This is a genomic window from Bradyrhizobium sediminis, assembly GCF_018736085.1.
In the GTDB taxonomy this organism is placed as follows: Bacteria; Pseudomonadota; Alphaproteobacteria; order Rhizobiales; family Xanthobacteraceae; genus Bradyrhizobium; species Bradyrhizobium sediminis.
Genome location: NZ_CP076134.1, coordinates 2,459,371 through 2,479,357 on the forward strand (window position 1 = coordinate 2,459,371; position 19,987 = coordinate 2,479,357).

Below are 19,987 nucleotides of genomic sequence, written 5' to 3' on the forward strand. Positions count from 1 at the left end.
GAACGGTTAGCCAATATCGAGGGCGGGACGGGGTAACCCGTTCCGCCCTTTGTCTTTGAAGTCTTGGTTTGACGCCTTTTCCTTACGCGAACCGGTACCCACCCCCGGATCAAGTCCGAGGGCATGCCTCGCTCGAAAACGCTGCAGGAAGTCCGCCGATGTCCCACAAAGTGTTGATCTATTCGCGCTTCCCCAAGGCCATGATGGTGCGCATCGGGCAGCGCTTCGAACTGATGGACGCCGCCGGCAAGCCGCCGCATGAGATGTTCACGGCAGAACAGCTCGCAGGCATCACTGCGATGATCACGGCGGGTGGAACGCCGCTTGGCGGTGACATGATGGACCGGATGCCCAAGTTGGGGGCCATCGTCTGCTACGGTACCGGCTATGACGGCGTCGATCTGGCCGCCGCGGCGCAGCGCAAAATCGCAGTCGGGCACAGCCCCGGCGCGAATGCGTCATCAGTCGCGGACATCGCAATGACGCTGATGCTGGCGGCCACGCGGCGCCTGCTGCCGGCCGACGATTATGTGCGGGGAGGCGGCTGGTCGTCGGCCAAACCCTCGCCGATGATGCGGCCGCCGCATCGGCGTCTATGGCATGGGCGAGATCGGCCGCAAGATCGCCGCGCGCGCGGCGGCATTCGAGACCGAGGTCGGCTATTTCAGCCGCAGCCGGCATGACGTGCCCTATCAATATCTGCCGAGCCTCGAGGCGCTGGCGGATTGGTGCAGCGTGTTGATGATCGCGGTTCGCGCCGGTGCGGATACCCACCACGCCGTCGATGGCGGGATCCTGAAAAGGCTCGGCGAGGACGGCTGTGTCGTCAACATTTCCAGGGGCTCGGTCATCGACGAACAGGCGCTGGTCGAGGCGCTGGCCGACAACACCATCGCGGGCGCTGGTCTCGACGTGTTCGAGCAGGAGCCGCACGCGCCTGACGCGCTGACCGCGTTGCCGAATGTGGTGCTGACCCCGCATATCGGCGGCCACACCCTGGAATCGCACACGGCGATGCAGAATTGCGTGATGGCCAACCTCGAGGCGTTTTTTGCCGGCAAGCCGCTGCCCTATCAGGTGCGGGGCGGCTGAGGGGCCGAAGGCTTGCCAGCCGGCAGTATCGGCTCAGGTGGAGGGTGCTTTTTCGGGCATGATGTCGGCCTGGTAACCCAGCCTGCGGGCGAGACCGGCCAATCCATTGAGCAGCCGGACCTGCACGCCAAGGGGAGCGCCGGCAAGGTAGGTGACGGGAAGAAGCCCGTCGGCGAGCACGAGCGCGCCCTGCAGCGGGTTCTGGATGTCGCCCTTTCGGTTGGCGCGTCCTCAGGCACGGTTTTTCCGTCATGGCGTGACAAGGCGGAGCCCGACCGGAGTTGCGCCAGTAACGGAAGCGATCTGACGGCGCTCATCAGCCGGCGAATGCGTGCGCGGTCGCTGTCTGGCTACTGCGCAGCTGCCGGGGCAGTAGGTTTTGGGGCGTGCGCCGCAGGAGCGGGGGCAGGTTGCCGGCGCTCCGCCACGCGCGGTACGGCGGCCGGCACCGCCTGACAGGAAATTGAGCCGATCCCGTTCGGACCGTAATGGACAAAGCCGTTTGGCTGGACCGGCGAGGTCGGCGCGACGATCGGCAGGTAGAGATAGCAGACAATTCCGTCCAGCGGGTCACGCCAGCGCTGGACGATCGTATCCCGGAGCGGCCCGCCATAGACCGCCTCCAATTTCATCTTGGGCATTTTCTGCCAGGCGTCGGAGACCTGCGGCGGCGGAACCGGAGCCTGCGGAGCCGGATGCGCCGGAGCTCGTTCCGCCGGCTGCTGGGCGGGTCGAGCCTGTGCCAGACCAAGGCTCTTGGCCGAGGAGGCGCGTTCCTCCCCGGCCAAAGGCTGCCGCCTTTCGGCAGGGGCGGCGGCGATCGGCTCTGGCCCCGCGCCCGGTCCGGCATAGGCCAGAAGGGCGAAGCCGCTGACGAGAGCCGCAAGGACGCTCGTCGCCGCGATGAAAGCGACCACGAAACGATCCCTCGATTCGAACCCGCGCCCTTCGAGGGCCGTGGCGGCGCGTCTTTGCGACCACGGCCACCGGAGCTTTGGCATCAGAACTCGCCCGCCAGTCCCGCGCGCACGCCATGCGCGCTGCCGCCGCCATAGGCGTAGGAGGCGTGGACCATCATCAGCGCATCGACATTGAGCCGGTACGCGAGCGAGACGCCGGCGGCGCCTTCGCCCTTGAAGGAGGCACCGTTCAGCGCCCAGCTCACCTTGCCCGGCTTGGAGGGCATAGGCGCCTGGACCATCGCCATGGCGGCGGCGACGCCCTGCCGGGCCTCGTTGCGCGTGGCGCGGACTTCGGCGCGCACGTTCTCCAGCGCCGCCACGGTGTAATTCGCCAGATTACCAAGGCCGCTTTGCACGGCCTGGACCTGTCCGACATTGGCGGCGTCGGTCGCGTTCACGCCATTCGCCACATTGGTGATGCGGCGCTCATTGCCCGCCGAGCCGACCGAGACGGTATTCGGCGCGGCGGCGACGGAGCCTGCGCCGATAGCGACGGAATTGGCCGCGGTCGCCGTCGCGCCGGCGCCCACCGCGACCGAGTAATCGCCCGTCGCGGCGCTGAAGCCGCCATAGGCGGTCGATCCCTGTCCTGCAGCCGCGCTGGCGTAGCCATAGGCGGAGGACAATTCGCCGTAGGCGCCCGAATTGTTGCCCGTGGCGGTGGCGTATTGGGCCTCGGCTGCGCTATTGGCGCCGACGGCGGTCGCATAACCGAAGTTTGCCATGCTGCCGGCGCCATAGGCGGACGACCCGAATCCGGCGGCCGAACTTTGGCTGCCATAGGCGGAGGAGATTTCGCCGGACGCGGTCGCTTCGGAGCCCGAGGCGGTAGATGAGTTTCCCGAGGCTGTCGCCCTTGTTCCGACCGCCGTAGAGTTGAGTCCTGTTGCTCGTGCGGCAGATCCCGCCGCGAGCGATTGATTGCCGGTCGCGGCGCTGCCGTAGCCGAACGCGGACGAACTGGCGCCTGAGACATCACTGAAAGCGCCGACTGCTGTAGAGTTGAGGCCTGCTGCGGTGGCGTGGCTGCCGAATGCGGACGAATTGTCTGCGAAGGCGTTGCTGATGGCGCCAAAGGCGGAGGAGGAAGCGCCGGACGCGGAGGCCTGTCTACCGAAGGCGGAAGATTGCGCGCCCGAGGCTGCCGCCGTCGTTCCGACAGCCGTGGAGCTTTGGCCTGTCGCGTGGGCGTCGTAGCCGAAGGCGGAAGAACTCATTCCTTCAACTGTACTCTCACTGCCGACGGTCGTCGCACCGAATTGCGGGGCAGCCGAATTGACACCCACGGCCGTGCTGAAGTCGCCGCTCGCCGCGGAACTGTTACCAATGGCCACATCCGACGCGTGTCCGTAGCGGGTGAAGTTGTCGTATTTTTGTAGCTCGTGATCTGTCGCCTTCGTTATTGAGTTTCGGAGGAGCCGGAAGGCGTGGACGGTTCCGCCGGTTTGGTCATGCCATGGATATTGGTGGCAGGTTAGCCCCTCGGGTTGGTTTCTTTGTTTGACTTGAAGCCCGTTTCTCCGCCCCGACCCGCGCTATCTCGACGGCGGCGCGCGCAGGAGCGGTCAAGGACGCGCACTTGCGCGCCCGTAAGGGCTTGTCCTTGACGGCTCCGAGCACGCTGCCAGGCTGAGGCGCGTCGGGGCTGATCTGCTGTCCATCGGCGGCAAACCTCGCCAATCGGTGCGGGCCAAGGAACACGCCCACGGTGCCATCGGGATACCCGTGAACCCGCACCACGGCCTTGACGAAGTGGGGCCTGAGCCGGCTCTCCGGCAACTGCAGCCGCCGGCCGCTCCATGCGATCGTGTTGTCGTTGGCGACGGTTCGCTCTTCGATCACGCACAGCGCTTCGCGCCAGGCCTCGTGCCGGTCGGCTACGAACGCCGTGCCTTGCTGTTCGGCCACGATCGCAAACGCCGCATTATGCTCGGCGATGTAATGCGCCTTCAACCACGCATTGGCGGCCTCGACCGTCCTGATCCCGGCGAGCCGCAGATCCTTCGGCAGCCGGCCCTGCAGCGTGCCGAACACCCGCTCTGAACGCCCGCGCGCCTGCGGCGAATAGGCCGCGATATGCTCGATCCCAAGATGCGATAAAGCCCGTCCCACCTGGGTTTGTTGCGTCTTCGAGACCTTCGCGCCGGCCTTCGGGGTGTAGAAGTAATGGCTGCCGCGATCGGTGTAGAGCGCGCAGAACAGACCACGCTCGCCAATCACCTCGCCCAAGGCCCGGAACGTCGACGCCGTCCCTTCTTCCTCGACCAGCAGCATCGAGTAGATCTCGCTCGTCGCATCGTCCATCGTGACGATCAGGTCCATCGCCGGCAGACCTTCGATCCAGACGTGGCGCGACCCGTCCTGGTGAAGCAGCATGCCCCGAAGCGGCCGGCGCGGACGCTTCTTGCGGTGCGCCGAACGCTTCGGCGCCTTCTGCACCAAGCCCGCAGCATGCAAGGCCAGCTTCGTCACCGTGTAGCCCAGCACATAGCCATGTCGCTTTTGCAGCTGCTCGTGGAAGTGCTTCACCGTGAAATCGGCGTACTTGTCCCGGAACAGCCCCAGCATCCGCTCCAGCTCTTCCTCCGGCGCACGCCTCGGTGATCGCCGGCCCATGCGCCGGTCGACCAGCCCGTCATCGCCCTCCGCCTCAAAGCGTTCCGCCCAACGTTGGAACGTCCGCACGTTGATCCCCAGAAGCTCAGACGCCGCCTCCTGCGTCAGCTCCTTCGCCTCAGTCCGATCCAGCAAACTCGAAAACCGCATCCGTCGTACACCCTCGTGAATGGATGCCGTGCCCATCGTGCCCCCTTTGTTCCGGGGCACCAAAAACACGACACTTCACGAGCTACAAACAGGCGACAGATCACGAGCTACTGACAGGCCACATCCGACGCGTTGACTGCGTCCGCGGTGCCGTCCACGCTGACTTGCGTGCCGGCGCCGGCGTGCGCGCCATCGGGCGCGGTCAGCGCCAGAGCGACGAGCGCCGCCGCTCCGGTAAGAACTCTTTTTTTCATGACCCTATTTTCCTTCGAGCAGGCAGGAATGCCCCGTGAAGGGATTAGGTAATTTGGCCCCGCCTTTCTCGGCAGCGGCGGAAGCTTTGTCGGTCACTCTCGGAAGCGATGCGGCGGTGGCGGAAGTCGGTCGGGCAAAAACGGAAGTCGTTGGCGATTGACCTCCCGCGTAATTCGAGCGAACTGACGAAATGATAAGCGGCCGCTGATCACGATGCGTCGGTACACCCGTCAGCGATTCGGGGAGGCAGGAAATTGGAGTTCCAGACGTTATGCGCAAAGTCACGTTTTTGAGCGATTCCTTGCCCGAAAGGGATCGCATCGAAGCGACGAGCCATATTCTTTCCGCGCCCGGCGGAAAGACAACGGTCGCAAGATGCTCGGCGGCTGACTTTCATTGCCGCCTGGAGAGTCTGGAACTACCCGGCTTATATTCGCTCGTGATGCACTCCTCCGCTGTCGTCATCGACTGTGCCGGAGGCGGGCCTCGTTCGGATCACTTCAGATTCGGCTTCGGGGCAGCGCCCTGGTCGATGGCTTGCGCCGGCGTCGATACGACCATCCAAAGGCGAGACGCTTATCTGCGAAGTTCGGAGTTTCCCTGCACTTTCGCATGCGACACTTCGGCCGGCGCCCGGGTGGTCGAGATTCCCGCACAGGAAATCTTCCGGCGTCTGAGAATCAAGGATACCGCCTTTGCTCGCCCGGTGCTCGGCGATACGCCGGGATTGTCACTCCTGCGGCAATATCTCGGCGCTCTAGATCAGGGCGACGCCCTCTCCGATCCGGTCGAGCAGCGGCTGTTCGTCGGCCATGTCTATGATCTCATGGCCCTGGTCCTCGGCGCCAATGCGGACGCCCTCGAGCAGGCGCGTCACGGCGGCCTTCGCGCCGCTCGGCTGAAGGCCGCCAAGGACTTCATCGACGCGCATCTGCTCGATCCCGATCTGTCGGACCGCGCCGTCGCAGCCCATCTCGGCGTCTCCGATCGTTATGTGCGCATGTTGTTCGCCGGCGAAGGAACGAGCTGCAAGAGCTATATCCATGCGCGAAGGCTGGCGGCGGCATATGCGATGCTGACGAGCCCGGTTTGGGTACGAGTGAAGATCATCGATCTAGCCTATCGATGCGGTTTCAGCGATATCACCACGTTCAATCGACAGTTTCGCGCCCGCTACGGCATGACGCCGTCCGAGGCGCGGGAAGCCCCGTCGGAAGCAAGACCGAATATGGGCGACTGGAAATAACGCCAGCGGCGCTTGGGTATCAGAACTCGCCCGCCAGTCCCGCGCGGGACGCGTGGACCATCATCGGCGCCGCGACGTCGAGCCGGTATGCGAGCGAGACGCCCCCGGCGCCTTCCTTTGGAAGAGCAATTGCCCGCCGGCCCGGCGAAGTGCAGATAGCCCAGTTCCTCGCGAACGACCAAATCCATGCGCTTATGATAATCGACCAAGCGGCGCCGATCGCAGCGCTGACCGACCAGACCATCGCCGGTTGGAGTCGCATGTGGCGATGCAGGACTGCGTGATCGCCAATCTCGATGCGTTTTTCGCCGGCAGGCCGCTGCCGTATTCAGTCACGGAGTCTTGACCGGCCGATGGTGGCAAGAATTCAGGCGGCTATGCACGGGATAGCCGAGCGCCTGGCGGAGCTTCCCAATCCGTCGAACGCCCACACCTGCAGCCTATGGGGCCCCGGGCGATAGAGGTTGCAGGCAGAAGCCCGTCGGTGAGCAGCCGGCGCCCCGAAGCGGATTCGGGACATCGCCCTTCGGTTTGCGCGACCTTGCTGGCTTAGCCAATCTTAGCCCTCAAGGTCGCCCACATGCTTGTCCGGAATCTCATTGTCGTGGCGTCGGTCGTCGTGGCTTCTTGCCTCCGGCCGGCTGTTGAGAACGCACCATCAAACCTGGGGACGGAAACATCTAGCGCGCTAACTCCACCCTCCGATTCTTGGCCCGCCCATCTTCCGTGGTGTTGTCGACGATGGGCTTTGCATCGCCGAAACCCGCCGGGGTAAGACGATCCGCGTTGACGCCCTGCCGGCCAAGCCAAGCCACCACCGCTGCCGCTCTGGCCTGAGAGAGCTTCTGATTTGTGGCAGGCGCTCCCACGTTGTCCGTGTGGCCTTCGACCTTCAGCCGCAGATTGGGATGGTCCACCAGCAACTTTCGAATTTCGCTCAGGACCGCTTCCGAGTCCGGGCGGATCGTCGCCTTGCCTGTGTCGAAGTTGATGCCATACACGGCAACGCGTCCTTTGTCCTCGAGTGCCTTGTAGAAGCCGTCTGCGTCTGCGTCGAGCTTCTGCTCCATCTGACCGGGCTCGGCGATTGTCAGCGTCGACTCCATCCAATCTCCCTGATCAGTGGCGCTGAGGTTCACGTAGACTGTAGGCTTCCCGCCGCGATCGAGCCGAAATGCGCCGAAGGTCTCTCCTCCGATCTTGGCATGCGAGGGCAGCTTGTCGACCCGTCCCGCCACAAGCGTCACGAACCCGGCTTTGCCGAGCGCGGCCTCGTACTGGCGCAGGATCTCGAAAGCGGACGTGCCGGGCTTGTGCTCATAGACATATCGCATGATACGGCCCCCTATCTCCTCGATCTTCGCCTCGGGCTCCCCATCACTGCCATGCTGGGTTCCGGTGACGACTTCGACGCTGTCAAAAGCCTTCTCGTCATATTCCGTCACCCGTGCCTGCGGGTAGAACTTGATGATCGAATGCTCCTTTGTCCCCTTCACATTTTTCTCATTCCAGGCCGCCGACGACGGCAGGCTCAAAGCAAGCATTAACAATCCAGCGAGTATCATGCGCATCGAATGCCTCATTGGTATCTCTGATCATCTATTTTGCGTGGGGGCATCGTAACGAACAGGCGTGCAGCGCAAATCCTGCGGGATACGTGGGAGGACGTCCGGTACGATGACCTTGCAAAGGGCGGTTCGTATGATCTCGCGGCCGCGCTGTCTCGGCGCTGGCTGCAGGCCGATCGGCAATTAGTGCAGACTTCGCTTGACTGCGGAGTCTGGATCGGAAACATGGGCTGGCTTTCTCCAATGATGCCCCATGCCTGTGCTGTTCGACTCCAAGACGATTGCCGCTCGCGATAATTTTCCTCTTTGGCAGGAGTTCATCGCCTCCGCCTTTTTCGGCATGAAGGCCGAACCGATCGGTGTGGACCCATTCGTAGCGCAGGTGGAGCTCTCCAACGTCAGCGGCATCGATATTGCCACCGCTCGATTTCCTGCCCAGCGCCTGTACCGCAGCAAGGCTGAGATCGCCCACATTGCGCAGGACGCTTATTGTGTGGCGCTCGTCGAAAGCGGCCTGAGCCAGGGCACGCATGGAGGCGTTTCGTTCACGGCAAGGCCGGGAGATCTGGTGATTATTGACGTGAGTAAGCCTTTCGACCTTTCCGTCTTGGGCGAGGGCACCAAGCTTTCCGTCATCCAGATCGACAAGCAGCAACTCGCCCAGCGACTGGGCGAGCCGAGGCTCGTTCCTGTCACGGCTTCGACAGGCAGCGGAGCAGAAGCCCTGCTCGCGAGCTACATAGGGGGGCTTGCACAATCCGCTGCCACGTTACCCGCAGCATCGGCCGGAAGGGCCGCTTCGATCGCCTGCGACCTTTTTGCGATCGCTTTCTCCCAACGGGCAACCGCGGACCTTGGGGCTGAGAGCGTCCACGATGCGCGCCTTGCGGCAGCGTTAACCTTCATTGCTCGCAACATTACCGATGTCTGGTTGGATGCCAAGCGCGTCGCGTGCCATCTCGGTATCTCCCCGCGATCCGTCTATGGCCTATTCGAACGCTCGGGCCTCAGTCTTGCCGAGACCATCCTGTCCCAGCGCCTGGAAGCATGCCGCGCGGCGCTCATCGACCCCACATATGCCAGGCGGACGATTGCAGACTTGGCGCTCGACCTCGGATTCAACGACCTTTCCCGGTTCAATCGTCACTACAGGGCACGCTACGGCGAGACGCCCCGTGAGACCCGAACCCGCATGTCTGGATGTGAGCGTAGTACCTAGTTCGGCCAGGGCCGATTTCGAAGGCGGGACGAGCCACAATGACACCTGTGGCCAGACAAAGCGGCGGATCGCGGTGTCGTTTACGCTAAAGGAGCCGCATCCACCGGAGGGGCTGACCAAATTTCCGAACGTCGTGCTGTCCCCGCATATCGGCGGCCATACACTGGAGTCGCATGTGGCGATGCATGACTGCGTGATCGCCAATCAAGTCGCGCTACGCCCCGATATGCAGCGTCTGCAAGTGTTTGTTGGAATTCCCGAGCTTGGACAATCCGCCGGCGCTCCGGTTACCCCGCCAGTGGCCGTTGTCGCTGGGAATAGTCATTTTTTGGGGCAAATAGTAATAGGGGGGCCCAATCGGCCCGAACTTTGCACTTGGCAAGCTGGGAAAGACTCGTTAAACAACCCCTTCCGGGCGTGCTGGCTGTCGCTGGCACGTCCGTGCTCGCATTCCGAAAACCCGATACGCTAGGAGATCATTCCTTTCAGGACATCCGCTTGGATTGCTCGAAAGGAAGGAGAGCCGTCGTTTCGGAGGGATGTGGGCAGGGGTCTTTCGGTTCGCCGGACGGCCTCGATCCTGTCCAAGACTGCAGGCGCCCGCGGTGAAACCTAGTTTCTTCAACGGCTTAATCCATCGGCCTGCATAGACGGGTGAAGACTGGATTTTCATTTTGCGCCGAAATCTGCGGCGCGATGCGGATTTGGTTCGAACCTCGACACCCCGTGGCCCGTTCGGCCCGGGAGGGCAGGCGTTTCAAATGTCGTCTTGCCCGACGTGTCCTGAGACCAAGATGTCTCGAGGTCAGGTTCAGGCGGGACGATGGGTGCAACCCGGCGGTCCTGCCTTAGGGCTAGAGACCGCCAACCGGAGAGAGCTTGCTGTGGAAAGAGCGGCAAAAAAGGACGCGGTTGAGGCGCTGAACGGTCTGTTCAAGACCACCAGCGTTGCAGTCGTCGCCCACTATTCCGGCCTCACCGTGGCCCAGATGCAGAAGCTGCGTATGCAGATGAAGCAGGCGGGTGCGTCGGTGAAGGTCTCGAAAAACCGTCTCGCCAAAATTGCTCTTGAAGGCACGGACGTCGTTGCCATCGGCTCCCTGTTGAAGGGGCCGACCGTGATCGCGACTTCAAACGATCCGGTAGCGGCGCCCAAGGTTGCCATCGAATTCGCCAAGACGAACGAGCAGTTCGTCATTCTCGGCGGGTCGATGGGTAAAACCGTCCTGGACGTGAACGGGGTGAAGGCGCTTGCCTCGCTGCCGTCACTCGATGAACTGCGCGGCAAGATCGTCGGCCTCCTGGTGGCGCCGGCGACCAAGATCGCTCAGCTCTCGACTGCGCCCGCGGCCAAGCTCGCGCGCGTCGTTCAGGCCTATGCCTCAAAGAGCGAAGCGGCCTGACGCCCTTCGCAAACATCAAACCTGGTTCGAACCGATACGCTTAAGGAAACAGATCAATGGCTGACTTACAGAAGATTGTTGACGACCTCTCGAGCCTCACCGTGCTCGAGGCTGCCGAGCTCGCGAAGTTGCTCGAAGAAAAGTGGGGCGTGTCCGCCGCTGCCGCCGTCGCGGTGGCCGGTCCGGCCGCTGCCGCCGCTGCTCCCGCGGAAGAAAAGACCGAGTTCTCGGTCATTCTCGCTGCCGCCGGCGAGAAGAAGATCGAAGTCATCAAGGAAGTCCGCGCCATCACCGGCCTGGGCCTCAAGGAAGCCAAGGACCTCGTCGAAGGCGCGCCCAAGCCGGTCAAGGAAGGCGTGAACAAGGACGAAGCCGAGAAGATCAAGGCCCAGCTCGAGAAGGCCGGCGCCAAGGTGGAATTGAAGTAAGCGAAGCTTGCTTCAACTCCATCCCCGGACGAGCGAGGCGTAGCCGAGCGCGATCCGGGGATCCACTCCACCAAAGACGTGGATGGCCGGGTCAAGCCCGGCCATGACGACGGTGGCGAGGATCAATGGAAAAGACGTGGCCGGGATCGTCCGGGCCGGGTTGTACACAAGAATGTGTGGGGATTCGAAGGTTTACCCCTCGAATCTCCACGATTGTCATCCCATATCGGGACGGCAGCACGAAAGCACGGTAGGCGGCGGGAACGGCAACGTTCCTGCGCAGGCCGTTGGGAGACGGGCAATTTCGGGCTTTTTCGGTCCGTAACTAGGCAAGTTGAGACGGGCGGGTGCGGAAGCGCCCCGCGCGTCGTTTTGCGTTTTGTAGGTCTGGCGCCAACGCTTTGGGATTTAAATCCTGAAATCAGGCTTCAGACTTTCGGGATGTATCGGAAATTCAACCCGGGGGCGATGGCAGTCGCGCTTCGGAAGGTTCGCCCCTCACGGGCGACGAAATGAGAGGCCACGATGGCGCAGCAGACATTCACCGGTCGCAAACGCGTTCGCAAGTTCTTCGGACACATCAAGGAAGTCGCCGAGATGCCGAACCTCATCGAGGTTCAGAAGGCGTCCTATGATCAGTTCCTGATGGTGGATGAACCGGTCGGCGGACGGCTGGACGAGGGCCTGCAGGCGGTGTTCCGCTCGGTGTTTCCGATCTCGGATTTCTCCGGCACCTCGATGCTGGAATTCGTCCGCTACGAGTTCGAGCCGCCGAAATACGACGTCGACGAGTGCCGCCAGCGCGGCATGACCTACGCGGCGCCGCTGAAGGTGACGCTGCGCCTCATCGTGTTCGATATCGACGAGGAAACCGGCGCCAAGTCGGTGAAGGACATCAAGGAGCAGGACGTCTACATGGGCGATATCCCGCTCATGACCATGAACGGCACCTTCGTCGTCAACGGCACCGAGCGCGTCATCGTCTCGCAGATGCATCGTTCGCCCGGCGTGTTCTTCGATCATGACAAGGGCAAGACCCATTCGTCGGGCAAGCTGTTGTTTGCCGCGCGCGTGATTCCCTATCGTGGCTCCTGGCTCGATATCGAATTCGACGCCAAGGACATCGTATTCGCGCGCATCGACCGCCGTCGCAAGATCCCGGTGACCTCGCTGATGTTCGCGCTCGGTCTCGACGGCGAGACCATCCTGAGCACCTTCTACAAGAAGATCAATTACAAGCGGGCCAAGGAAGGCTGGCGCGTGCCGTTCGACGCCACCCGTTTCCGCGGCTACTCGACCATCAACGACTTGATCGACGCCGACACCGGCAAGGTGGTGCTCGAGGCCGGCAAGAAGCTGACCGTGCGCGGTGCGCGCCAGTTGCAGGAAAAGGGCCTCAAGGCGCTGCGGCTGTCGGATGAGGAACTGGTCGGCAACTACCTCGCCGAGGACCTCGTCAATCCCAAGACCGGCGAGATCTACGCCGAGGCCGGCGAGGAAATCACCGAGAAGTCGCTGAAGGCGCTCAACGAGCAGGGCTACAAGGAACTGCCGCTGCTCGACATCGACCACGTCAATGTCGGCGCCTACATCCGCAACACGCTGCACGCCGACAAGAATATGACGCGTGAAGACGCGCTGTTCGACATCTATCGCGTGATGCGTCCCGGCGAGCCGCCGACCATCGACTCGGCGCAGACCATGTTCCAGTCGCTGTTCTTCGACAGTGAGCGCTACGACCTGTCCGCGGTCGGCCGCGTCAAGATGAACATGCGCCTCGAACTCGATGCGCCCGATACCCATCGCACGCTGCGCAAGGAAGACATTCTCGCCGTCATCAAGACGCTGGTCGACCTGCGCGACGGCAAGGGCGAGATCGACGACATCGATCACCTCGGCAACCGGCGCGTGCGCTCGGTCGGCGAGCTGATGGAGAACCAGTACCGCATCGGCCTGCTCCGCATGGAGCGCGCGATCAAGGAGCGCATGTCGAGCGTCGATATCGACACCGTGATGCCGCAGGACCTGATCAACGCCAAGCCGGCGGCCGCCGCGGTGCGCGAGTTCTTCGGCTCGTCGCAGCTGTCGCAGTTCATGGACCAGACCAACCCGCTGTCGGAAATCACCCACAAGCGCCGTCTCTCGGCGCTTGGCCCGGGCGGTCTGACCCGCGAGCGCGCCGGCTTCGAGGTGCGCGACGTGCATCCGACGCATTACGGCCGGATCTGCCCGATCGAGACGCCGGAAGGCCCGAACATCGGTCTGATCAATTCGCTGGCGACGTTTGCGCGCGTCAACAAATACGGCTTCGTCGAAACGCCCTATCGCAAGGTGAAGGACGGCCGCGTCACCGACGAGGTGGTCTATCTCTCGGCGATGGAAGAGGGCCGCTACCGCGTGGCGCAGGCCAACGTGCCGCTCGACAACAAGGGTCGCTTCACCGAGGACCTGATCGTCTGCCGTCACGCCGGCGAAGTGCTGCCGATCACGCCGGACAAGGTCGACTACATGGACGTGTCGCCGAAGCAGCTGGTTTCGGTGGCCGCGGCGCTGATCCCGTTCCTCGAGAACGACGACGCCAACCGCGCGCTGATGGGCTCGAACATGCAACGTCAGGCCGTGCCGCTGGTGCGCGCCGAAGCGCCGTTCGTCGGCACCGGCATGGAGGGCGTGGTCGCGCGCGACTCGGGGGCTGCGATCGCAGCCCGCCGCACCGGCGTGATCGACCAGATCGACGCCACCCGTATCGTGATCCGTGCTACCGACGATCTCGATCCCACCAAGTCGGGCGTCGATATCTACCGGCTGATGAAGTACCAGCGCTCCAACCAGTCGACCTGCATCAACCAGCGTCCGCTGGTGAAGGTGGGCGATCAGGTGGCGAAGGGCGACATCATCGCCGACGGTCCGTCGACCGATCTCGGCGAACTCGCGCTCGGCCGCAACGTGCTGGTCGCGTTCATGCCGTGGAATGGCTACAACTTCGAAGACTCGATCCTGCTCTCGGAGCGGATCGTGAAGGACGACGTCTTCACCTCGATCCACATCGAGGAATTCGAGGTGATGGCCCGCGACACCAAGCTCGGTCCTGAGGAAATCACCCGCGACATTCCGAACGTCTCGGAAGAAGCGCTGAAGAACCTCGACGAAGCCGGCATCGTCTACATCGGCGCCGAAGTCCGCGCCGGCGACATCCTGGTCGGCAAGATCACGCCGAAGGGCGAAAGCCCGATGACGCCGGAAGAAAAGCTCTTGCGGGCCATCTTCGGCGAAAAGGCATCCGACGTCCGCGACACCTCGCTGCGGGTGCCGCCGGGCGTGCAGGGCACCATCGTCGAAGTCCGCGTCTTCAACCGGCACGGCGTCGACAAGGACGAGCGCGCCCTGGCGATCGAGCGGGAAGAGATCGAGCGTCTCGCCAAGGACCGCGACGACGAGCAGGCGATTCTGGACCGCAACGTCTACAATCGTCTGGCGGAGCTGCTGGAAAACCGCCAGGGCATCGCCGGTCCGAAGGGCTTCAAGAAGGACACCAAGATCACGCGCGCCGTGCTCGAGGAGTATCCGAAGTCGCAGTGGTGGCTGTTCGCTTCGCCGAACGACAAGCTGATGGCCGAAATCGAGGCGATGCGGAAGCAGTACGACGAATCGAAGAAGGGCCTCGAACAGCGCTTCCTCGACAAGGTCGAGAAACTGCAGCGCGGCGACGAATTGCCGCCCGGCGTGATGAAGATGGTCAAGGTCTTCGTCGCGGTGAAGCGCAAGATCCAGCCCGGCGACAAGATGGCGGGCCGTCACGGCAACAAGGGCGTGGTGTCGAAGATCGTTCCGATCGAGGACATGCCGTTCCTTGAGGACGGGACGCATGCCGACATCGTGCTCAATCCGCTCGGCGTGCCCTCGCGCATGAACGTCGGTCAGATTCTCGAGACCCATCTCGGCTGGGCCTGCGCCGGCCTCGGCAAGCGCATCGGCCAGACGGTCGACGCCTACCTTGCCAGCGCCAAGCAGGACACCAAGCCGCTGAAGGAGACCTTGAAGAAGATCTACGGCGACGACGAGACGATCAAATCGCTCAACGACAACGAGCTGATCGAACTCGGACGTAATCTCAGCCACGGCGTGCCGATCGCGACCCCGGTGTTCGACGGGGCCAAGGAAGCCGACATCGAGGAGATGCTGAAGCTCGCCGGTCTCGACGCTTCGGGCCAGTCGACCGTCTATGACGGCCGGACCGGCGACGCCTTCGACCGCAAGGTGACGGTTGGGTACATCTACATGCTCAAGCTGCACCATCTGGTCGACGACAAGATCCACGCGCGTTCGATCGGACCGTACTCGCTCGTTACCCAGCAGCCACTGGGCGGCAAGGCGCAGTTCGGCGGCCAGCGTTTCGGCGAAATGGAAGTGTGGGCGCTCGAGGCTTACGGCGCGGCGTACACGCTCCAGGAAATGCTGACCGTGAAGTCGGACGACGTCGCCGGCCGTACCAAGGTGTACGAGGCGATCGTGCGCGGCGACGACACGTTCGAGGCGGGTATCCCGGAATCGTTCAACGTGCTGGTCAAGGAAATGCGTTCGCTCGGCCTCAACGTCGATCTGCACAATTCCAAGATGGGTGCAACGCCGACGTCCGAAGCGGCCGAGTAGTTCAAGCTCCAATGCCCGGCCTCGTGCCGGGCATCCGCGCCTCGCTCGGACGTTGAGCGGTGCGCGCGCGACTTAGAAGAATTTCGAATTTGCTGCCGGTGGCGACCGGCACGCGAGGAGAAGACCATGAACCAAGAAATTATGAATCTTTTCAATCCGACGACCCCGGCCCAGGTCTTCGACCAGATCCGGATTTCGATCGCGTCCCCTGAAAAGATTCTGTCGTGGTCCTACGGCGAGATCAAGAAGCCGGAGACCATCAACTACCGCACCTTCAAGCCGGAGCGTGACGGCCTGTTCTGCGCGCGCATCTTCGGGCCGATCAAGGACTACGAGTGCCTGTGCGGCAAGTACAAGCGCATGAAGTACAAGGGCATCATCTGCGAGAAGTGCTCGGTCGAAGTGACGCTGAGCCGCGTCCGGCGCGAGCGTATGGGCCACATCGAGCTGGCCGCCCCCGTCGCGCACATCTGGTTCCTGAAATCGTTGCCGTCGCGCATCGGCCTCCTGCTCGACATGACGCTGAAGGATCTCGAGCGGATCCTGTATTTCGAATATTACGTCGTGCTGGAGCCGGGTCTCACCGCGCTGAAGGACCGTCAGCTCTTGTCGGAAGACGAGTACCTGAAGGCGCAGGACGAATACGGCCAGGACAGCTTCACCGCCATGATCGGCGCCGAAGCGATCCGCGAGCTGCTGAAGGGGCTTGAGCTCGAGAAGCTCGAGGCGTCGTTGCGCGTCGAGATGCAGGAGACCGAGTCCGACATCAAGCACAAGAAGCTCGCCAAGCGCCTGAAGATCGTCGAGGCGTTCCGCTATTCCGGCAACAAGCCGGAATGGATGATCCTGACCGTGGTGCCGGTGATCCCGCCGGACCTGCGTCCGCTGGTGCCGCTCGACGGCGGCCGCTTCGCGACCTCGGATCTCAACGATCTCTACCGCCGCGTCATCAACCGCAACAACCGCTTGAAGCGGCTGATGGAGCTGCGTGCGCCCGATATCATCATCCGCAACGAAAAGCGCATGCTGCAGGAGGCCGTCGACGCCTTGTTCGACAACGGCCGCCGCGGCCGCGTCATCACCGGCGCCAACAAGCGCCCGCTGAAGTCGCTGGCCGACATGCTGAAGGGCAAGCAGGGCCGCTTCCGGCAGAACCTGCTCGGCAAGCGCGTCGATTACTCCGGCCGTTCGGTGATCGTGGTCGGTCCCGAGCTGCGGCTGCATCAGTGCGGCCTGCCAAAGAAGATGGCGCTGGAGCTGTTCAAGCCGTTCATCTATTCGCGGCTCGACGCCAAGGGCCTGTCCACCACGGTGAAGCAGGCCAAGAAGCTGGTTGAAAAGGAGCGGCCGGAGGTTTGGGACATTCTCGACGAGGTGATCCGCGAGCATCCCGTGCTGCTGAACCGCGCGCCGACGCTGCATCGCCTCGGCATCCAGGCGTTCGAGCCGGTGCTGATCGAGGGCAAGGCGATCCAGCTGCATCCTTTGGTCTGCGCGGCGTTCAACGCCGACTTCGACGGCGACCAGATGGCCGTGCACGTTCCGCTGTCGCTGGAAGCGCAGCTGGAAGCGCGCGTGCTGATGATGTCGACCAACAACATCCTGCATCCGGCCAACGGTCAGCCGATCATCGTGCCGTCGCAGGACATCGTGCTCGGCCTCTACTATCTGTCGATCATGCGCGAAGGCCTGTCCGGCGAGGGCAAGATCTTCGGCGAGATGTCGGAACTCGAGCACGCGCTGCATGCGAAGGTCATCCACCTCCACACCAAGATCAAGTATCGCTGGCAGGGCGTCGATGAGACCGGCAAGCCGGTCAAGCGCTGGATCGAGACCACCGCCGGTCGCGTGATGCTCGGCAACGTTCTGCCGAAGTCTCCGAAGATTTCGTACGACATCATCAACAAGCTGATGACCAAGCGCGAAATTTCCGGCGTGATCGACCAGGTCTATCGTCACTGCGGTCAGAAGGAGACGGTTATCTTCTGCGACCGGATCATGGCGCTCGGCTTCTACAACGCGTTCAAGGCCGGCATTTCGTTCGGCAAGGACGACATGGTGGTTCCGCACAGCAAGTGGAAGATCGTCGACACTACGCGCACGCTGGCGAAGGATTTCGAGCAGCAGTACAACGACGGTCTGATCACCCACGGCGAGAAGTACAACAAGGTGGTCGATGCCTGGTCGAAGGCGACGGAAGAAATCGCCAAGGAGATGATGAAGGAAATCTCTTCGACCAAGAAGAACGCCAAGGGCGTCGAAGCCGACATCAACTCGATCTACATGATGGCGCATTCCGGTGCGCGCGGTTCGCCGGCGCAGATGCGTCAGCTCGCCGGCATGCGCGGCCTGATGGCCAAGCCGTCGGGCGAGATCATCGAAACGCCGATCATTTCCAACTTCAAGGAAGGTCTGTCGGTGCTCGAATACTTCAACTCGACCCACGGCGCCCGCAAGGGCCTCGCGGACACCGCGTTGAAGACCGCGAATTCCGGCTACCTGACGCGCCGTCTGGTCGACGTGGCGCAGGACTGCATCATCACGGCCGATGACTGCGGCACCAAGCTCGGCATCAAGATGCGCGCCATCATCGATGCCGGCACCGTGGTTGCCTCGCTGGCGTCCCGCATCCTTGGCCGTACCGCCGGGGAGGATCTGCGCGATCCCGCGACCAACAAGGTCGTGGTCAAGCGCGGCACGCTGATGGAAGAGACGCATGTCGATGCCATCCAGCAGGCCGGCATCCAGGAAGTGAAGATCCGCTCGGCGCTGACCTGCGAACTCGTCAACGGCATCTGCGGCAAGTGCTACGGCCGCGATCTGGCCCGCGGCACGCCGGTCAACCACGGCGAAGCGGTCGGCGTCATCGCCGCCCAGTCGATCGGCGAACCCGGCACCCAGTTGACGATGCGGACGTTCCACATCGGCGGCGCGGCGCAGATCAGCGAGCAGTCGTTCATCGAGTCGAACTTCGACGGCAAGGTCACCATCAAGAACAAGGCCATCGCCAAGAACAGCGAAGGCCACCTGGTCGCGATGGTGCGCAACATGGTGGTTGCAATCGCCGACGCCGACGGCACCGAGCGTGCGACCCACCGCATTCAGTACGGCGCGCGCATGCACGTCGACGAAGGCGACATGGTCAAGCGCGGCCAGCGCATCGCGGAATGGGATCCGTACTCACGGCCGGTTCTCACCGAGGTCGAGGGCACCATCGCCTTCGAGGATCTGGTCGAGGGGCAGTCGATCTCGGAAACGCTCGACGAGTCCACCGGTATCGCCAAGCGCGTCGTCATCGACTGGCGCGCGTCGCGGGGCGGGGCGGATCTGCGTCCGGCCATCGTCGTCAAGGGCAAGGATGGCAAGATCCTCAAGCTCGCGCGCGGCGGTGAAGCCCGCTACATGCTGTCGGTCGATGCGATTCTGTCGGTCGACGTCGGAGCCAAGGTCAAGAACGGCGACATCCTCGCGCGTATTTCCACCGAAAGCGCGAAGACCCGTGACATCACCGGCGGTCTGCCGCGGGTTGCGGAACTGTTTGAGGCCCGCAAGCCGAAGGATGCCGCGATCATCGCGGAAATCGCCGGCACCATCCGGTTCGGCCGCGACTACAAGAACAAGCGCCGCATCTCGATCGAGCCGATCGACAAGAACGAGGAGACTCGCGAGTACCTCATTCCGAAGGGCAAACACATCCATCTGCAGGACGGTGACATCGTCGAAAAGGGCGATTTCATCGTCGAAGGCAATCCGGCGCCGCACGACATTCTGGCGATCAAGGGCATCGAGGAACTCGCTGCCTATCTGGTCAACGAAATCCAGGAGGTCTACCGGCTGCAGGGCGTGCTGATCAACGACAAGCACATCGAGGTGATTGTCCGTCAGATGCTGCAGAAGGTCGAAATCACCGACCAGGGCGAGACCGACATGATCTCGGGCGAACAGATCGACAAGATCGAGTTCGACCAGCTCAACGTCAAGGCCAAGGAAGAGGGCAAGAAGCCCGCCACGGGAACGCCGGTTCTGCTCGGCATCACCAAGGCGAGCCTGCAGACCCGCTCGTTCTTCTCGGCGGCCTCGTTCCAGGAGACCACCCGCGTGCTCACCGAAGCCGCCGTCAACGGCAAGGTGGACCCGCTGGAAGGCCTCAAGGAGAACGTCATTGTCGGCCGGCTGATCCCGGCGGGCACCGGCGCCTCGATGGCCAAGATCCGCGAAGTCGCCGTCAAGCGCGACAAGCTGATCCTCGACGAACGCGAAAAGCAGGCCACGATCGTGCCGACGGCGCCCGAGGCCGAGCCGCTGGCGCTGCCGCCCGCGGAATAAAGTTGCACGGATTCAGTGCGTTAGGAAAAGGCCGGCTTCACGCCGGCCTTTTTTGATTTTTTGACCCATCTC

General features: G+C 63.0%; 12 protein-coding genes and 2 pseudogenes. 8 read left to right on the forward strand and 6 right to left on the reverse strand.

The window, feature by feature from the left end; genetic code table 11:
• Positions 1–158: 158 nt before the first annotated feature.
• A pseudogene (locus KMZ29_RS11800) lies at positions 159–1,092 on the forward strand (2-hydroxyacid dehydrogenase).
• Between the two features lie 33 nt (positions 1,093–1,125).
• Here the strand turns inward: KMZ29_RS11800 and KMZ29_RS11805 are convergent.
• The 5 genes from KMZ29_RS11805 to KMZ29_RS11825 form a co-directional block, all read right to left on the reverse strand.
• Positions 1,126–1,272 (reverse strand): hypothetical protein, encoded by a 147-nt coding sequence (locus tag KMZ29_RS11805; protein WP_215623822.1) that lies wholly within the window; start codon positions 1,270–1,272, stop codon positions 1,126–1,128.
• A 170-nt stretch (positions 1,273–1,442) separates the two neighbouring features.
• On the reverse strand, positions 1,443–2,009 hold the full coding sequence (locus tag KMZ29_RS11810) for a hypothetical protein (RefSeq protein ID WP_215623823.1): 567 nt from the start codon (positions 2,007–2,009) through the stop codon (positions 1,443–1,445).
• 83 nt (positions 2,010–2,092) lie between these two features.
• Positions 2,093–3,271: a YadA family autotransporter adhesin gene (locus KMZ29_RS11815; protein WP_215623824.1), complete on the reverse strand. Its 1,179-nt coding sequence runs from the start codon at positions 3,269–3,271 to the stop codon at positions 2,093–2,095.
• A gap of 232 nt (positions 3,272–3,503) precedes the next feature.
• Positions 3,504–4,820 carry an ISNCY family transposase gene (locus tag KMZ29_RS11820; protein ID WP_215620016.1) on the reverse strand — a complete coding sequence of 439 codons (1,317 nt, stop codon included), beginning with the start codon at positions 4,818–4,820 and terminating at the stop codon, positions 3,504–3,506.
• Positions 4,821–4,927: 107 nt separating this feature from the next.
• Positions 4,928–5,074 carry a hypothetical protein gene (locus KMZ29_RS11825; protein WP_215623825.1) on the reverse strand — a complete coding sequence of 49 codons (147 nt, stop codon included), beginning with the start codon at positions 5,072–5,074 and terminating at the stop codon, positions 4,928–4,930.
• Positions 5,075–5,346: 272 nt separating this feature from the next.
• Here KMZ29_RS11825 and KMZ29_RS11830 point away from each other — a divergent pair, with 272 nt between their 5' ends.
• On the forward strand, positions 5,347–6,321 hold the full coding sequence (locus KMZ29_RS11830; protein WP_215623826.1) for a helix-turn-helix transcriptional regulator: 975 nt from the start codon (positions 5,347–5,349) through the stop codon (positions 6,319–6,321).
• Between the two features lie 680 nt (positions 6,322–7,001).
• Here KMZ29_RS11830 and KMZ29_RS11835 read toward each other — a convergent pair.
• Positions 7,002–7,892 (reverse strand): OmpA family protein, encoded by an 891-nt coding sequence (locus tag KMZ29_RS11835; RefSeq protein ID WP_215623827.1) that lies wholly within the window; start codon positions 7,890–7,892, stop codon positions 7,002–7,004.
• A 250-nt stretch (positions 7,893–8,142) separates the two neighbouring features.
• Between KMZ29_RS11835 and KMZ29_RS11840 the strand changes: the two genes are divergently transcribed.
• The 6 genes and pseudogenes from KMZ29_RS11840 to rpoC all read left to right on the forward strand — a co-directional run bounded on the left by KMZ29_RS11840 (position 8,143) and on the right by rpoC (position 19,915).
• Positions 8,143–9,108 (forward strand): helix-turn-helix domain-containing protein, encoded by a 966-nt coding sequence (locus KMZ29_RS11840; protein WP_215623828.1) that lies wholly within the window; start codon positions 8,143–8,145, stop codon positions 9,106–9,108.
• A gap of 88 nt (positions 9,109–9,196) precedes the next feature.
• Positions 9,197–9,322, forward strand: a pseudogene (locus KMZ29_RS26710) (2-hydroxyacid dehydrogenase); the annotation flags it as partial.
• Positions 9,323–9,992: 670 nt separating this feature from the next.
• Positions 9,993–10,511, forward strand: coding sequence for a 50S ribosomal protein L10 (rplJ, locus tag KMZ29_RS11845; protein ID WP_079571039.1), 519 nt, complete (start codon positions 9,993–9,995; stop codon positions 10,509–10,511).
• Between the two features lie 56 nt (positions 10,512–10,567).
• Positions 10,568–10,939: a 50S ribosomal protein L7/L12 gene (gene rplL / locus KMZ29_RS11850; RefSeq protein WP_215612328.1), complete on the forward strand. Its 372-nt coding sequence runs from the start codon at positions 10,568–10,570 to the stop codon at positions 10,937–10,939.
• A gap of 525 nt (positions 10,940–11,464) precedes the next feature.
• The gene (rpoB, locus tag KMZ29_RS11855; protein ID WP_215623829.1) at positions 11,465–15,589 is read left to right on the forward strand and encodes a DNA-directed RNA polymerase subunit beta; all 4,125 of its coding nucleotides are present in this window, start codon (positions 11,465–11,467) and stop codon (positions 15,587–15,589) included.
• Positions 15,590–15,715: 126 nt separating this feature from the next.
• Complete coding sequence (gene rpoC / locus KMZ29_RS11860) at positions 15,716–19,915, forward strand: DNA-directed RNA polymerase subunit beta' (protein ID WP_215623830.1); 4,200 nt, start codon at positions 15,716–15,718, stop codon at positions 19,913–19,915.
• Positions 19,916–19,987: the final 72 nt, after the last annotated feature.

Coding starts and splice junctions, on each gene's coding strand:
- KMZ29_RS11815 (WP_215623824.1), bottom strand. CDS start 3,271: ATGAGTTCTTCCGCCTTCGGCTACGACGCCCACGCGACAGGCCAAAGC.
- KMZ29_RS11840 (WP_215623828.1), top strand. CDS start 8,143: ATGCCTGTGCTGTTCGACTCCAAGACGATTGCCGCTCGCGATAATTTT.
- rplL (WP_215612328.1), top strand. CDS start 10,568: ATGGCTGACTTACAGAAGATTGTTGACGACCTCTCGAGCCTCACCGTG.
- KMZ29_RS11835 (WP_215623827.1), bottom strand. CDS start 7,892: ATGCGCATGATACTCGCTGGATTGTTAATGCTTGCTTTGAGCCTGCCG.
- KMZ29_RS11820 (WP_215620016.1), bottom strand. CDS start 4,820: ATGCGGTTTTCGAGTTTGCTGGATCGGACTGAGGCGAAGGAGCTGACG.
- rpoB (WP_215623829.1), top strand. CDS start 11,465: ATGGCGCAGCAGACATTCACCGGTCGCAAACGCGTTCGCAAGTTCTTC.
- KMZ29_RS11825 (WP_215623825.1), bottom strand. CDS start 5,074: ATGAAAAAAAGAGTTCTTACCGGAGCGGCGGCGCTCGTCGCTCTGGCG.
- rpoC (WP_215623830.1), top strand. CDS start 15,716: ATGAACCAAGAAATTATGAATCTTTTCAATCCGACGACCCCGGCCCAG.
- KMZ29_RS11830 (WP_215623826.1), top strand. CDS start 5,347: ATGCGCAAAGTCACGTTTTTGAGCGATTCCTTGCCCGAAAGGGATCGC.